The organism is Amycolatopsis sp. CA-128772 (assembly GCF_002904295.1).
In the GTDB taxonomy this organism is placed as follows: Bacteria; Actinomycetota; Actinomycetes; order Mycobacteriales; family Pseudonocardiaceae; genus Amycolatopsis.
This window is the reverse complement of the sequence record NZ_PPHG01000086.1, coordinates 127,344-141,356: the sequence shown is the minus strand read 5'-3', so window position 1 is coordinate 141,356 and position 14,013 is coordinate 127,344. Positions and strand designations below refer to the sequence as shown.

Here is a 14,013-nt window from a genome sequence, read left to right as displayed (position 1 = left end):
GGGAGGTCGCCGATGGCCGGCCGGCAACCGCGGCTGTCCCGGCGCGGGTTCCTGGCCGCGAGCGGGGCCGCGCTGCTCGGCGCCGCCGTCGCCGGCTCGGCCGGGCACGCCGCCCCCGGCCCGGAAGCCGTGCGGCTGGGCGATTTCTGGCTGTTCGGGCGGTACGCCGACGGCTGCACCGACCCGGGTTTCGACGAGCTCGACCTCTCGCCGGTGCAGCTGCCCCACTGCGTGACGCCGCTTTCGTGGACCGGCTGGGACCCGGCGTCCTGGCAGGACCGGTGGATCTACCGCCGGCACTTCACGGCCTCGGCCGGCGAACGCCACACCGCCCGCTTCGACGGCGTCATGACCAACGCCGAGGTGCACCTCAACGGCCGGCTCGCCGGCACCCACCGCGGCGGCTACCTGCCCTTCGAGGTGGAGCTGCCGGACGTCGTCGCGGGCGACAACGTCCTCGCCGTGGTCGTCGACGGGCGGTGGGCGCTGGACGTCCCGCCCAACCTGCCGCGCGCGGGCCCGTCGGTGATCGACTTCTACCAGCCGGCCGGGATCTACCGCCCGGCCACGATCGGCGCGGTGCCGCGGGTCCGGCTCACCGACGTCTTCGCCCGGCCGGTCGACGTCCTCTCCCCCGGCCGGTCGCTGCACCTGACGTGCACGTTCGACGGCCCCGTGGCCGGCCAGGTGACGGCGTCAGTGCGCCAGGCGGGCCGCGAACTGGCGCACGGCGCCGCCCCGGTGGCCGGCACGACCGTCGAGTTCGACGTCGGCGGGCTCGCCGCGGTCCGCCTTTGGGACGTCGAGGACCCGGCGCTGTGCGACGTCGTCGTGACCGTCCGGTCCGGCCTGCGGGTGCTCGACCAGCGGGTGGTGCGCACCGGCTTCCGCGACGCGCGATTCACCCCCGGCGGGTTCTTCCTCAACGGCAGGCGGCTCAAGCTGTTCGGCCTCAACCGCCACCAGTGGTACCCGTTCGCGGGCGGCGCGCTGCCGGAGCGCGTGCAGCGGCGTGACGCGGAGATCCTGCGCCGCGAGCTGAACTGCACGATGGTCCGCTGCTCGCACTACCCGCAGTCGAGTGCGTTCCTCGACGCCTGCGACGAGCTGGGCCTGCTGGTCTGGGAGGAGATCCCGGGCTGGGGGCACGTCGGCGACGACGCCTGGCAGCGCCGGAACCTGGCCGACGTCGCCGGGATGGTCGTGCGCGACCGCAACCACCCGAGCATCGTCGTGTGGGGCACCCGGGTGAACGAGGCCAACGGCACGACGGCGATGTACCAGCGCACCGGCGCACTGGCCCGCCGGCTCGACCCGTCCCGCCCGACGAGCGGCGCGCTGGCCAGCACCACCCTGGCGCGGTACGCCGGCGCCGACGTCGAGGTCCTGGCGTACAACGACTACACGGCCCGCCGCGGCGCGCCGTTCCAGCTGCGCCCGCCCCGGCCGGGGGTGCCGTACCTGGTGACCGAGGCGATCGGCACGCTCGCCGGCGCCCGCGCGTACCGCCGCACCGACGCCCCGGCCACCCGCCGGCAGCAGGCGGAGCTGCACGCGAAGGCCCACGACCTGGCCGCCGCCGACGACCGCTACTGCGGGCTGCTGGCCTGGTGCGCGTTCGACTACCCCTCGGGCTGGCAGCGCTCGATCGGCGGCTCGAAGTACGCGGGGGTGGCCGACATCTTCCGCATTCCCAAACCCGCGGCGGCCTTCTACACCTCGCAGGTCGACCCCGCGGTGCGGGCGGTCATCGAGCCGGGTTTCGACTGGGACTTCACCGCCCAGCCGTCCGGGCCGGGACGGGCGGCCACGATCTGGTCGAACTGCGACCGCCTGCTGCTGTTCCTCGACGACCGGCCCGCGGGCGAGGCCCGCAGCCGGCGCGAGGAGTTCCCGCACCTGCGCTACCCGCCGTTCGCGGCCGACCTGGTGGTCCCGAAGGGCCGGCGCCCCCAGCTGCGCATCGACGGCTACGCGGCCGGCCGGCTGCTGCTCAGCCGCAGGTTCAGCGGCGACCGGGCGTCGGACGTGCTCAGCTGCACGCCGGACGACCCGGAGCTGCGCGCCGACGGCACCGACGCAACCCGCGTGCTGATCGCGGCAAGGGACCGCTTCGGGACGTTGAGAGCCGGAACGGCCGGGGTGGTGACACTGGACCTGACCGGTCCGGGGGACCTGATCGGCGACCCGGCGCTGGACTTCGGAGCGACCGGCGGCGCGGCGGCGGTGTGGCTGCGGCCGTTTGCGGGGCCACCGGCCACGCTGACGTTGACGGCCCGCCACGAGACGCTGGGCACGGCAACGGCAACGGTCCGGCTGGCGAAGGAGCCGACCCGCTCCTGAGGCGTCACCCCCACGGGACGGCTCGCGTACCCGGTCCTCACTCCCCGGCCAGCACCGCGGCGAGCACGGCAGCCTGGCTGATCAACGGCGACCCGCTCGCCGTCAGCAGCGTCACCGGCCCGTCTCCGGCCAGCGCCCGCAGCCGCTCCAGCGCCGCCACCCGATCAGGCTCCCGCAGCTCGGCCCGGTAGCGCTCGGCGAACTCCGCGAACCGCTCCGGATCGTGCCCGTACCAGGTCCGCAGCTCATCCGAAGGCGCCAACCCCCGGTACCAGCCGTCCAGGACGACCGCCGCCCGGGCCGTCCCCCGGGGCCAGAGCCGTTCGACGAGCACGCGGACCCCGTCGGCGGGCCCGGCCGGGTCGGCCAGGCGCGCCACCCGGACCTCCGTCGGCTGCATGCGCGCATTCTGCGTCGGGCCAGGCCCGGCCGCCACCGGAGGCCGGGCCGCGGGCGGCTGGGCCGCGGCAGCACAAGGGCCACCACGGCGATCGTGGAGGGATCGCCGTGGTGGTCCTACCCCCAGCTCGTGCCGCCTGTGGAGCGACAGCCGGATCCGCCGGTACCACCGGCGGCCGAGCCGGCCGTGGACATGGTCGGGACCTGCCCGGCGGCTCCGCCAGGATGGCGGACCGGGGCGGCACCACGCTTGCAGTACGCTTGCACACCCGATCGAGTGGAGGTGACCGGGTGGAGTTCCGCGTCCTCGGCGCCGTCGAGGCGGCGGCGGACGGAGGCCCGGTCGATCTCGGCTCCCGCAAGCAGCGGCTGGTCCTTGCCGTGCTGCTCCTCGAAACGCCCCGCCCGGTCACCCTCGAAAACCTCGTCGACCTGCTCTGGCCCGACGCTCCCCCGGCGAGCGCGCGCAACACAGTCCAGGCGCTGATCTCGCGGCTGCGCGCGGTGTTCCGCGCCGCCGGCGGTCCCGAACTGGTCACCGAAGGGCACGGGTACGTGCTGCGCGCCGACCCGGAGACCGTCGACGTCCACCGCTTCGCCGCCCTCGTCCGCCGGGCCCGCGCGGCCGACGACGAGACCGCCATCGCCCTGCTCGACGAGGCGCTCGCGCTCTGGCGGGGCGACGCGCTGGCCGGCACCGCCTCCGCCGACGTCGCCGGGCGGCTGCTCGCCGGGCTCGCGGAGGACCGCTGGGGCGCGCTGGAAGACCGCATCGACGCGCAGCTGCGGCTCGGCCGGGGCCGGGACGTGCTCGCCGAGCTGACGAAGCTGGTCGCCGCGCACCCGCTGCGGCAGCGGTTCGTCGGCCAGCTGATGCTCGCGCTGCACCGCGAGGGCCGCACCGACGCCGCCCTGGCCGCCTTCCGCGGCCTGCGCACCCGGCTCGTCACCGAGCTCGGCCTGGACCCGGCGCCGGAGCTGACCCGCCTCGAGGCCGCGATCCTGGCCGGCGACGCGGCGCTGGAGCCGGTGGCGGAGCCGCCGCCGGAACCGGTGCGCCCGGCCCAGCTGCCCCACGACGTCCGCGGCTTCACCGGCCGCGCCGCCGAGCTGGCCCGGCTCGACGAACCGGCCGGCGCCGGAGCGGACATCCGCGTGGTCACCGGCATCGCGGGCATCGGCAAGACCGCGCTCGCCGTCCGCTGGGCGCACCGCGTCCGCGACCGCTTCCCCGACGGGCAGCTCTACCTCGACCTGCGCGGGTTCGATCCCGACCACGAGCCGCTCACCCCGGCCGTCGCGGCCGCGCAGCTGCTGCGGGCCCTGGGCACCGACCCGCGCGCGATCCCGCCCGACCCGGACAGCCGCACCGCGCTGTGGCGCTCGCTGCTGGCCGACCGGCGGGTGCTCGTCCTGCTCGACAACGCCCGGGACAGCGCGCAGGTGACGCCGCTGCTGCCACCGTCGGGCACGGTGGTGATCACCAGCCGCCAGCGGCTCGGCGACCTCATCGCCCGCAACGGCGCGCGGGCGGTACCGCTGCCTGTGCTGCCCGCCGAGGATTCCCGGCAGCTGCTGGAGACCGTGCTCGGGCCGCCCGCGGTCGCCGCCGAACCGGCCGCGGCGGCGGAGCTGGCCCGGCTGTGCGGGCACCTCCCGCTGGCTTTGCGGCTGGCCGCGGCGAACCTGGGCGCGGGCGAAGTGTCCGGGATCGCCGAGCTGGCCCGCGAACTCGCCGGCGGTGATCCCCTGGCCGGGCTGAGCGTCGACGGCGCCGAGGAAAGCGCGGTCACGACGGCGTTCACCGTGTCCTACCGGGCCCTGCCCGCCGAACACCGCGTGCTGTTCCGGCGGCTCGCGCTGGTGCCGGGCCAGACCTTCACCGCGCCGGTGGCCGCGCAGCTCGCCGCGGTCGCGGAAGGCCGCGCGGGGCAGCAGCTCAGGGCGCTCGCCGCGGCCAACCTCGTCGAACGGCACCTGCCCGGCCGCTACCGCTTCCACGACCTGCTGCGCAGCTACGCCGGCGGGCGGGTCGCGGCCGACGACTCCCTCGCCGAGGAGGACGCGGCGCGGCGGCGGCTGTTCGAGCACTACCTCGTGACGGCCGACGCGGCGGGCCGCCTGCTGATCCCGCACTTCCTCCGGCTGCCCCGGCCCGAACCGGAGAAACCGTTCGAGGGCACCGAAGACGCGCTGGCCTGGCTCGACACGGAGTGGCCGAACCTCGCCGCCGCCGTCGAGCACGCGGCGGCGCACGGCCCGCGCGAGTACGCCTGGCACCTGGCCGACGCGCTGCGCGCGTTCTTCCACCACCGCGGTCACCACACCGAGTGGATCGACACGGCGACGACGGCGCTGACCGCCGCCGAGGCGGCCGGCGACCACCAGGCGCAGGCGGCGATGCGGCTGTCCATCGCCCTCGCCGGGGTCAACAGCGGCCGCTACGCCGACGCCCGCGCGCACCTGACGACGGTCCTGGCCGACGGACTGGCGGCGGACTGGCCCGCCGGGCGCGCCGCCGCGCTCAACAACCTGAGCGCCGTGCACCAGCGCCTCGGCGACGCGCACGAGGCGATCGCGTGCGGCGCGGAAGCGTTGCGGCTGTGCGAAGAGGCCGGCTTGCCGGGCATCACGATGGCGCTGGCCAACCTCGGGTTCGCCTGCGGCCAGGTCGGCGAGTTCGACGCGGCCCTCGGCCACTTCGGCCGCGCGCTGGAGATCGCCGAACGCGACGGCGCGCGGTTCAGCGTGGCCGTGCTGCTGGTCGACCTCGGGCACGTCCACCGCGACCTCGGCAACGCCGTCGCGGCCGGGTTCTACGAACGCGCGCTGACGGCCAACCGCGAACTCGGTTACCAGTACGGGGAAGCGGCGGCGTTGTCCGGCCGGGCGGTGCTGGAAGCCCGGGCGGGCGACGCCACCCGCGCTTTCGCCGACGCGGCCGAAGGGGTGGAGCTGACCCGGCGCATCGGCGACCGCGGCACGGAAGCGTCCGCATTGGCCGCCCTGGGCGAAACGTGCGTGCGCCTCGGCCGCCCGGCGGAGGCGGCCGAGCACCTGACCGCGGCCCTGGCCATCGCCCGCGAAACGAGCTTCACGTGGTGCGAAGCGGCCGCGCTGACCGGCCTCGCCGAAGCAGCCCTCGCCGCGGGTGACGCCGGTTTGGCGCGCACCCACGGCGAAGCCGCGGCCAAGCTCGCGGCCCAGGCGGGCTACCGCCCCTTGGAAACCCGGGCGGCGCGGACCCTGGCGAGCTCGGCCGGCTGAGCGTCAGCAGGCGGCCGGCAGATCGCTTCCGCACACCGGACGTTGCCGCGCATACACGACGAAAGCGGCGGGCAGCGGGCGGAACCCGACTCATGGCGGGTTCCGCCATTCCGGACCGCAGAGGACGCTTCTCCTGGCTCCCAGGGGCGGAGCCGGGAAAGGACGACCTCCATGAGATCGAGGGTGCTTTCTGCTGCGCTCGGCGTGGCCACCGGCCTGCTGGGCACGGTCGCCGTCGCCGCACCGGCGCAGGCCGCCGCGGTCTGCGGCGACCAGCTCGTCGGGAACGGCGGGTTCGAAAGCGGCACCGCGCCGTGGACCCAGACCAGCGGGGTCATCTCCGCCGCCACCACCGCGGAACCCGCGCACAGCGGGACGATGGACGCCTGGCTGGACGGCACCGGCAGCACGCACACCGACACCCTGTCCCAGTCACTGACGCTGCCGGCCGGCTGCGCGTCGGCGACGTTGTCGTGGTGGTCGCACATCGACACCAAGGAGACGACCACCACCACGAAGTACGACAAGCTGGTGGTGCAGGCGGGCGCCGACACCCTGGCCGGCTACTCGAACCTCGACAAGAACACCGGGTACGTCCAGCGCAGCGTGGACGTCTCGCGCTACCTCGGCCAGACCGTGACGCTGAAGATCACCGGCACCGAGGATTCGAGCCTGGCCACCAACTTCCTCCTCGACGACTTCTCGCTGACCACGACCGGGACGAGCAACCCGCAGTCGCCGGTCGTCACCTCGCCGGGTGCGCAGACCGGCGCCGTCGGCCAGGCCGCGTCCCTGCAGGTCCAGGCGAGCGACCCGCAGGGCGACGCGCTCACCTACAGCGCCACCGGCCTGCCCGCGGGCCTGGCGATCGGGGCGAGCACCGGCAGGATCACCGGCACGCCGGCCACCGCCGGCACCTCGTCGGTGACCGTGACGGCGAAGGACCCGGCCGGCAACAGCGGCAGCGCCACCTTCACCTGGACGATCACCGCGGCGCCCGCGGACTCCACGCGCACGCCGGTCAACCCCGCCTACACGGTGAACCTGACGTCGAACTCCGCCGGTGACACCTGGACCGGGCACCAGAGCGTCAGCTTCACCAACGGTTCGGCGACCGCGCTGCCCGAGGTGTACCTGCGGCTCTGGGACAACTACCACGGCAGCTGCCCGAGCACGCCGATCACGGTCACGAACGTCACCGGCGGCACCGCTTCCGCGCTGAGCGTGAACTGCACGGCCATGAAGATCACGCTGCCCGCGCCGCTGGCCCAGGGCCAGTCGGCGACCATCGGGTTCGACCTGAGCATCGTCGTCCCCAGCGGCGCCGACCGGTTCGGCCACGACGGCGCGTTCACCATGATCGGCAACGCGCTGCCGGTGCTCGCGGTCCGCGACGGCTCCGGCTGGCACCTGGACCCGTACACGAACAACGGCGAATCGTTCTACACGGTGATCAGCGACTTCGACGTCACGCTCGTGCACCCCACGTCGCTGCTGACCCCGGCCACCGGCACCTCGACCGAGACCACCAGCGGCAGCACGACCACCACGCACGCGGTGGCTCCGAAGGTGCGGGACTTCGCCTGGGGCGCCGGGCCGTTCGCGAAGATCAGCACGACGTCCGGCAAGGGCGTGCGGGTCAACGTCTACTCGGTCAGCGGGATCTCCACCAGCAGCGCCAACCAGATGCTGACGCTGGCCGCCGACGCCATCGACGTCCACTCGGGCCGCTTCGGCGACTACCCGTACGGTGAGGTGGACGTGGTGCTGGACAACAACTTCTGGTTCGGCGGCATGGAGTACCCGGGCTTCGTGATGGACCTCGTGTCCACCACGGCGCTCCCCCACGAGCTGGCGCACCAGTGGTTCTACGGCATCGTCGGCGACGACGAGTACAACTCGCCGTGGCTGGACGAGAGCTTCACCGACTACGCCACCGACCTCTACCGCGGCATCACCGGCAGCGGCTGCGGCATCACGTGGCAGTCGAGCGCGGAGAAGCTGACCAACTCGATGGCCTACTGGGACGCGCATTCGTCCCGGTACTCCACGGTGGTCTACAACTACGGCAAGTGCACGCTGCACGACCTGCGGCGGCTGATCGGCGACACGGCGATGGCGAACCTGCTGAAGTCGTACGCGCAGTCGCACTGGTACGGCGTGTCGACCACGGCGGAGTTCAAGGCCGCGGCCCAGGCGGCGGCCGGGTCCACCGACCTGACGTCGTTCTGGGCTTCGCACCGCGTCGAAGGCTGAAAAACCGGTTGGAGTTCCCCGTCCACGTCCGCCACTGTGGGGACGTGGACGGGGAACGGCTTTTCTGCGACACCGCGCTGGCGGCGAGGATCGAACTGGCCGAAGCGCGGTTCGTCGCCGCGTGCAGCAACGCCGCCCGGGTGCGGCTCGGGGACGGCGCCGGGTTCGCACGCCCGCTCGCCGGGGGTGTGGCCAGCTTCGCCGAGGCGGACTCGCCGTACAACAAGGTCGCCGGCCTCGGCTTCGCCGGCCTGCTCGAAGACCTCGACGAGGTCGAAGCGGCCTTCGCCGAGCTCGGTGCGCCGGTGCAGGTCGAGCTTTCGCAGCTCGCCGACCCGGCGATCGGCGCGTTCCTGACCGCCCGCGGCTACCGGCTGGAGTCGTACGAGAACGTGCTCGGCCGGCGCCTCGGCGGACCGGTCGAAGCCGTCGACGGTGTGGTGCGGCCGTGCCGGGACGACGAGCTGGAGACCTGGTTGTCCGCCATCGCCGGCGCCTCCATGGTCACCGACACCGAGGGTCTGCCCTCACACGAAGACTTCACCCCCGAAATCATCGTGAACGCGCTGCGCGACATGGCCGGGGTCCGGCGGTACACCGCCGAACGGAACGGCGAGTTCGCCGGCGGCGCGAGCTTCCGGGTCACCGACGGGATCGCGCAGTTCGCCGGCGCCGCCACCATGCCCGCCCACCGCCGCCGCGGCGTCCAGACGGCCCTGCTGCGCACCCGGCTCGCCGCGGCCACCGCAGCCGGGTGCGACGTCGCCATCGTCACGACGCTACCGGGGTCGAAGTCGCAGCAGAACGTGCAGCGGCAGGGGTTCGACCTGCTCTACGCGCGGGCGATCCTGGTGAAGGGCACCTCGGCGACGAGTTCCTCCGGGGCGGAGAGCCGCCAGGCTTCGTAGACGAGCTCGGCGAGTTCTTCGGCGTCGATGCCGTCGAGGTACACGACCACCCAGCCGAACCCGCCGGCGGTGAACTGCACCTCGAACACGTCCGGCCGTTCCGACACCAGCGCCAGCTGCTCGGACACGGTCTGCTTGAGCCCGACGGTCCGGGTCCGCGGCCAGAAGTAGCCGAACCGCGTGCCGCGCACGCTGAACGACGAGTAGTCGCGCGCTTCCGCACGCTGGACCTCCGCCAGCGCGCCGAGCAGCTGGTCGAACTCCCGGACCTGCACCGTCACCGTCGTTTCCCCCTGTCTCCGGCGACCACCGTAGCGCGCCGGTACCGTGCGGGACATGACCGACTCCGGCGAGGTGTTCGTCAAGCGAGGCCACGCTCCCGGCGCGACGGCGGCGGAGGCGGCCGGCCTGCGCTGGCTGGCGGCGGCGGGCACGGTCCCGGTGCCCGCCATCCGCAGTCTCGACCAGGACCGGCTCGTCCTCGACCGCGTCCCGGCCGGCCGTCCCTCGGCCGCGGCGGCGGAACGCTTCGGCCGCGGGCTGGCCGGGCTGCACGCCGCGGGCGCCCCGGCGTTCGGCGCACCCCCGCCGGACGGACCGGCGGACGCGTGGATCGGCCGGGCACCGATGTCCAACATCCCGGTCGGCGACTGGGTGAGCTGGTACGCCTCCGACCGCGTGCTGCCCTACGTCCGGCTGGCGGTGGACGCGGGAACGTTCGGGCCGGCCGAAGCGGCGGTGTTCGAGCGGGCGTGCGCGCGCATCCCGGCATCGGCCGAGCCACCCGCGCGGCTGCACGGCGACCTGTGGAACGGCAACGTCCTGTGGGACGGACGCGAGGCGTGGCTGATCGACCCGGCCGCCCACGGCGGGCACCGCGAGACGGACCTGGCGATGCTGCACCTGTTCGGCTGCCCGCACCTCGGCCGCATCGTCGCCGCTTACGACGAGGCGAGCCCGCTGGCCGACGGCTGGCGCGACCGGATCGGGCTGCACCAGCTGTTCCCGCTGCTCGTCCACACTGTCCTGTTCGGACAGTCCTATGCAGACCAGGCGGTGGCCGCGGCCCGCTCGTTCTAGCAGCGGTCGAGCATGCCGGCGAGGGCGTTCTTCTCCGGCACGGTGATGGTCAGGCCGTAGTTGGTCTTCACGACGATCCAGTCGGTGGCGTAGGTGCACCAGTAGGAGACGAGCGGCGGCTTCCAGGCGTCCGGGGCCTTGTCGCTCTTCTGCTCGTTGAGGTTGTCGGTGACCGCCTTGAGCTGCGGGCGGACGAGGTCGTTGGCGAACTGTTCGCGCCGCTGCTTGGTCCACGACTTCGCGCCGCTGATCCACGCCTGCCCGAGCGGCACGACGTGGTCGATGTCCACATCGGACGACTTGTGCCAGGTCTGGCCGTCGTAGGGGCTGACCCAGGTGCCGGACTTCGGGGCGCACTGCGCATCGGTCTTGACGTCCTTGCCGTCGCGCTTGAGCACCTGTTCCCGGACGTCGCAGCTGGCGTCGACCTTGTCCCAGTGCGGGAATTCGTCGCGGCTGTAGCCGTCCATGGTCCCGCGCACGGCGACCTCGAGCGCGGCGAGCTGGCTACGCGCCTCGGCGGGCGAGACCGGCGGCGCGGCGGCCGTCCCGGGCGCCTGGGTGCCGGCCGCCAGCCCGTCGGCGAGCTTGCACCCGGCGAGGGACGAACCCGCGAGGAAGACGAGAAGGACAAGCGCTCGGGTGCGCGGCATCGTGAACCCCTTTCACATCGACCGGGAGGTGCCCAGCGGACGCGCACGGGAAACGGTGCAGACGGCCTAGTTGAAGCGAACCAATCGGGTCAAGAGCCGTGAAAGACCTGCGCCACGAAGACGGCGGCCACCACCCCGGCGGTGACGAGCAAGGTGAGCACGAAGACCAGCCCCCACGGAACCTGCCGGACGGGCCGCGGCCGCGGAAAGACGGCGGAGCCGGGCCCGCGAACGGGCGGAGTCCACGGATCGTCTTCGGCCACGGGCGCCGGCGGCTCCGGAGGCAAGGCGACGACGGCGGGTAGTTCGGGGAGCTGGGAGCGGGCGGGCAGCCGCGCAGGGAAGCCATCGGCGAGCAGGGCCGAGCGAGGCGGGGCGAGGTGGGCGAGGGAGAGGGCGTAGCAGGCGTCGAGGATGTCGTCGGCGGACCAGACGGTCCGCCACCGGTTGTGCTGCCGGATGATCCGCCGCAGCCCGCGCGGATCGGCCCGGACGACGGCGACGCCGGGGATGGGGGCGGGTTCGCGCCAGTGGAAGGCGGGCTGGCCGGTGGGTTCGGTCGGGGGCTGGGGCTCGGGTGGCTTGAACCGACTGCCTCGCGGGTCTGCCGCGGGCTCGGGCGCAGCGGTGCCGGGCGGCCCTACGGCCGAGATGGGTTGGCTGCCGCGCGGGTCTGCCGCGGGCTCGGGCGCGGCGGTGCCGGGCGGGCCTACCGCCGGGCCGGGTTGGCTGCCGTGCGGCCCTGCCTCGGGCTCAGGCGGGATATCCAGCCGGCCACTGTGCCGATCCGCCACGGCCTCGAGCCGGGTGCTCAGGTCTTCCGTCGGCTCCAACCGGCTCCCGGGCGGTTCAGCCGCCACTTCGCGCCCGCTCTCGAGCGTCTCCGCCGGTGGCACCACCGCGACCAGCCCCGTCACGTACCGGCCACCCTCGTGCCCGGCAAGCGCTCCCCTCGCCGCCTCCACCGCTGCTCCTGTGCGGTGGCCTGGGCCCGGCCACTCGCCCGGTCCCGGGGCGTGGGCCGCGATCACCACCACCCCGCTCCTCGTGAACACCAGTGCGTCCACCACGCGGCCCGGGAGGCTCACCCCCACCAGCGCCAGGCCCGTCAGGTGCTCCGGCCCCGGGCCCCACGCACGCAGCAACTCCACCAAATGCACCACCGCCGGGGAGAGCGGCCGGTCTGCGCCGGTGCGCTGGAGAGCCACGAGCACGCCGGCACACCTCCCGGGACGAAACGGCGAGCGCTCCCTCGACGGTAAGAGGCAACTCGCCGCCGTCCCAGCAGCCGAACGAGTGGTCGATCACCACGGTGGGTGACCGGCCGGCCGTCCACTGTGGACCGGGTTACGGCCGCGGGGTGTTGCGGAGGTTCGCGCGGGCCAGGTCGACCATCTTGCCCACACCGCCGTTGAGCACCGTCTTCGTCGCCCCCAAGGCGAATCCGCGGACCATTTCGCCGGTGATCCTGGGCGGGATCGACAGGGCGTTCGGGTCGGTCACCACCTCGACCACCGCCGGGCCCGGGTGGGCGAACGCCTTCTCCAGCGCGCCGCGGACGTCGGCCGGGTCCTCGACCCGCTCCGAAAACACCCCGCACGCCGCCGCGATCGCCGCGAAGTCGACCGGGGCGTGGTCCGTGCCGAAGTCCGGCAGGCCGTCCACCAGCATCTCCAGCTTCACCATGCCCAGCGTCGCGTTGTTGAACACCACGACCTTCACCGGGACGTCGTACGCCGGCAGCGTCAGCAGGTCACCCATCAGCATCGCGAGGCCGCCGTCTCCCGACAACGACACGACCTGGCGGCCCGGCTGGGACAGCTGCGCGCCGATCGCGTGCGGCAGCGCGTTGGCCATGCTGCCGTGCCGGAACGAGCCCAGCACGCGACGGCGGCCGTTCGGGGTCAGGTAGCGGGCCGCCCAGACGTTGCCCATGCCGGTGTCGACCGTGAACACCGCGTCGTCGGCGGCGACCTCGTCGAGCACCGACGCGACGTACTCGGGGTGGATCGGCCGGCGCTGCTCGATCTTGCCCGTGTACGCGCCGACGACCTTCTCCAGCTTCCGCACGTGCTCACGCAGCATCCGGTCGAGGAACGCGCGATCGGTGCGGGGCCGCAGCAGCGGGAGCAGCGCCTGCAGCGTTTCCTTCACGTCGCCGTGCACCGCCAGGTCCAGCGGCGTGCGGCGGCCGAGGCGCGAGGCGTCGTGGTCGAGCTGGATCGTGCGCGCCTGCGGGAGGAAGTTGTCGTACGGGAAGTCCGTGCCCAGCAGCACGATCCGGTCGGCCTCGTGCATCGCGTCGTAGCAGGCGCCGTAGCCGAGCAGGCCGCTCATGCCGACGTCGTACGGGTTGTCGTACTGGATCCACTCCTTGCCGCCGAGCGAGTGCCCGACCGGCGCGGCGAGTTTTTCCGCCAGGGCCAGCACCTCGGCGTGCGCGCCGCGGACGCCCGCGCCGGCGAACAGCATCACCTTCTCGCCCGAGTTCAGCAGGTCCGCGAGCTCCTGGACGACCTCGGCGGCCGGCACGGCGGGCGACGGCGCCACCAGCGGCAGGCGCTCGGTCAGCGGGCCGGTGGCCTTGCGGTCGGCGAGGTCGCCGGGGATGGTCAGCACCGCGACGCCGCCCTTGCCGACGGCCGCCTGGGTGGCGATCCGCAACAGCCGCGGCAGCTGCGCCGGGTCCGCCACCACCTCGCTGAAGTGGCTGCATTCGGCGAACAGCCGGTCCGGGTGGGTCTCCTGGAAGAAGCCGGTGCCGATCTGGTTCGACGGGATGTGCGACGCGATCGCCAGCACCGGCGCGCCCGAGCGGTGCGCGTCGAACAGGCCGTTGATCAGGTGCAGGTTGCCCGGCCCGCAGCTGCCCGCGCAGACGGCGAGCTTGCCGGTGACCTGCGCCTCGGCCGCGGCGGCGAAGGCTGCGGTCTCTTCGTGGCGCACGTGCACCCAGTCGATGCCGTCGGTGCGGCGCACGGCGTCGACGATGGGATTGAGGCTGTCCCCCACGATGCCGTAGATGCGCTCGACGCCCGCGTCCCGCAGGGTCCTGACCAGTTGTTCTGCCACGGTTGCCATACCTCCACCCTGCCTCGTGCTGATCG

General features: G+C 73.8%; 10 protein-coding genes. 5 read left to right on the top strand and 5 right to left on the bottom strand.

Going from position 1 to position 14,013, the window contains the following annotated elements; all coding sequences use genetic code 11:
* Positions 1 to 12 precede the first annotated feature (12 nt).
* Positions 13 to 2,343, top strand: a complete 2,331-nt coding sequence (locus C2L59_RS37330; protein ID WP_103354301.1) for a glycoside hydrolase family 2 TIM barrel-domain containing protein — start codon at positions 13 to 15, stop codon at positions 2,341 to 2,343.
* A 37-nt stretch (positions 2,344 to 2,380) separates the two neighbouring features.
* Here the strand turns inward: C2L59_RS37330 and C2L59_RS37325 are convergent, their stop codons facing one another.
* The gene (locus C2L59_RS37325) at positions 2,381 to 2,743 is read right to left on the bottom strand and encodes a DUF488 domain-containing protein (RefSeq protein ID WP_103354300.1); all 363 of its coding nucleotides are present in this window, start codon (positions 2,741 to 2,743) and stop codon (positions 2,381 to 2,383) included.
* Between the two features lie 290 nt (positions 2,744 to 3,033).
* Here C2L59_RS37325 and C2L59_RS37320 point away from each other — a divergent pair, with 290 nt between their 5' ends.
* The 3 genes from C2L59_RS37320 to C2L59_RS37310 all read left to right on the top strand — a co-directional run bounded on the left by C2L59_RS37320 (position 3,034) and on the right by C2L59_RS37310 (position 9,173).
* Positions 3,034 to 6,009, top strand: a complete 2,976-nt coding sequence (locus C2L59_RS37320) for a BTAD domain-containing putative transcriptional regulator (RefSeq protein WP_103354299.1) — start codon at positions 3,034 to 3,036, stop codon at positions 6,007 to 6,009.
* Positions 6,010 to 6,192: 183 nt separating this feature from the next.
* On the top strand, positions 6,193 to 8,265 hold the full coding sequence (locus C2L59_RS37315; protein WP_103354298.1) for a putative Ig domain-containing protein: 2,073 nt from the start codon (positions 6,193 to 6,195) through the stop codon (positions 8,263 to 8,265).
* A gap of 44 nt (positions 8,266 to 8,309) precedes the next feature.
* Entirely contained in the window at positions 8,310 to 9,173 is an 864-nt protein-coding gene (locus C2L59_RS37310) for a GNAT family N-acetyltransferase (protein WP_103354297.1), read from the top strand.
* On the opposite strand, the gene C2L59_RS37305 is transcribed toward C2L59_RS37310, so the two are convergent.
* Positions 9,098 to 9,454 (bottom strand): MmcQ/YjbR family DNA-binding protein, encoded by a 357-nt coding sequence (locus C2L59_RS37305; RefSeq protein ID WP_103354296.1) that lies wholly within the window; start codon positions 9,452 to 9,454, stop codon positions 9,098 to 9,100. The two genes, C2L59_RS37310 and C2L59_RS37305, sit on opposite strands and share 76 nt — an antisense overlap.
* A 55-nt stretch (positions 9,455 to 9,509) precedes the next feature.
* Between C2L59_RS37305 and C2L59_RS37300 the strand changes: the two genes are divergently transcribed.
* On the top strand, positions 9,510 to 10,253 hold the full coding sequence (locus C2L59_RS37300) for a fructosamine kinase family protein (protein ID WP_103354295.1): 744 nt from the start codon (positions 9,510 to 9,512) through the stop codon (positions 10,251 to 10,253).
* On the opposite strand, the gene C2L59_RS37295 is transcribed toward C2L59_RS37300, so the two are convergent.
* The 3 genes from C2L59_RS37295 to C2L59_RS37285 all read right to left on the bottom strand — a co-directional run bounded on the left by C2L59_RS37295 (position 10,250) and on the right by C2L59_RS37285 (position 13,987).
* Entirely contained in the window at positions 10,250 to 10,906 is a 657-nt protein-coding gene (locus C2L59_RS37295; RefSeq protein WP_103354294.1) for an HNH endonuclease family protein, read from the bottom strand. The two genes, C2L59_RS37300 and C2L59_RS37295, sit on opposite strands and share 4 nt — an antisense overlap.
* An 89-nt stretch (positions 10,907 to 10,995) precedes the next feature.
* Positions 10,996 to 12,120 carry a hypothetical protein gene (locus C2L59_RS37290; protein WP_103354292.1) on the bottom strand — a complete coding sequence of 375 codons (1,125 nt, stop codon included), beginning with the start codon at positions 12,118 to 12,120 and terminating at the stop codon, positions 10,996 to 10,998.
* Between the two features lie 133 nt (positions 12,121 to 12,253).
* The gene (locus tag C2L59_RS37285; protein ID WP_103354291.1) at positions 12,254 to 13,987 is read right to left on the bottom strand and encodes a pyruvate dehydrogenase; all 1,734 of its coding nucleotides are present in this window, start codon (positions 13,985 to 13,987) and stop codon (positions 12,254 to 12,256) included.
* Positions 13,988 to 14,013: the final 26 nt, after the last annotated feature.

Excerpts from the sequence above, each read along its gene's own strand:
- C2L59_RS37330 (WP_103354301.1), top strand. The coding sequence starts at position 13 with ATGGCCGGCCGGCAACCGCGGCTGTCCCGGCGCGGGTTCCTGGCCGCG.
- C2L59_RS37325 (WP_103354300.1), bottom strand. The coding sequence starts at position 2,743 with ATGCAGCCGACGGAGGTCCGGGTGGCGCGCCTGGCCGACCCGGCCGGG.
- C2L59_RS37300 (WP_103354295.1), top strand. The coding sequence starts at position 9,510 with ATGACCGACTCCGGCGAGGTGTTCGTCAAGCGAGGCCACGCTCCCGGC.
- C2L59_RS37295 (WP_103354294.1), bottom strand. The coding sequence starts at position 10,906 with ATGCCGCGCACCCGAGCGCTTGTCCTTCTCGTCTTCCTCGCGGGTTCG.
- C2L59_RS37285 (WP_103354291.1), bottom strand. The coding sequence starts at position 13,987 with ATGGCAACCGTGGCAGAACAACTGGTCAGGACCCTGCGGGACGCGGGC.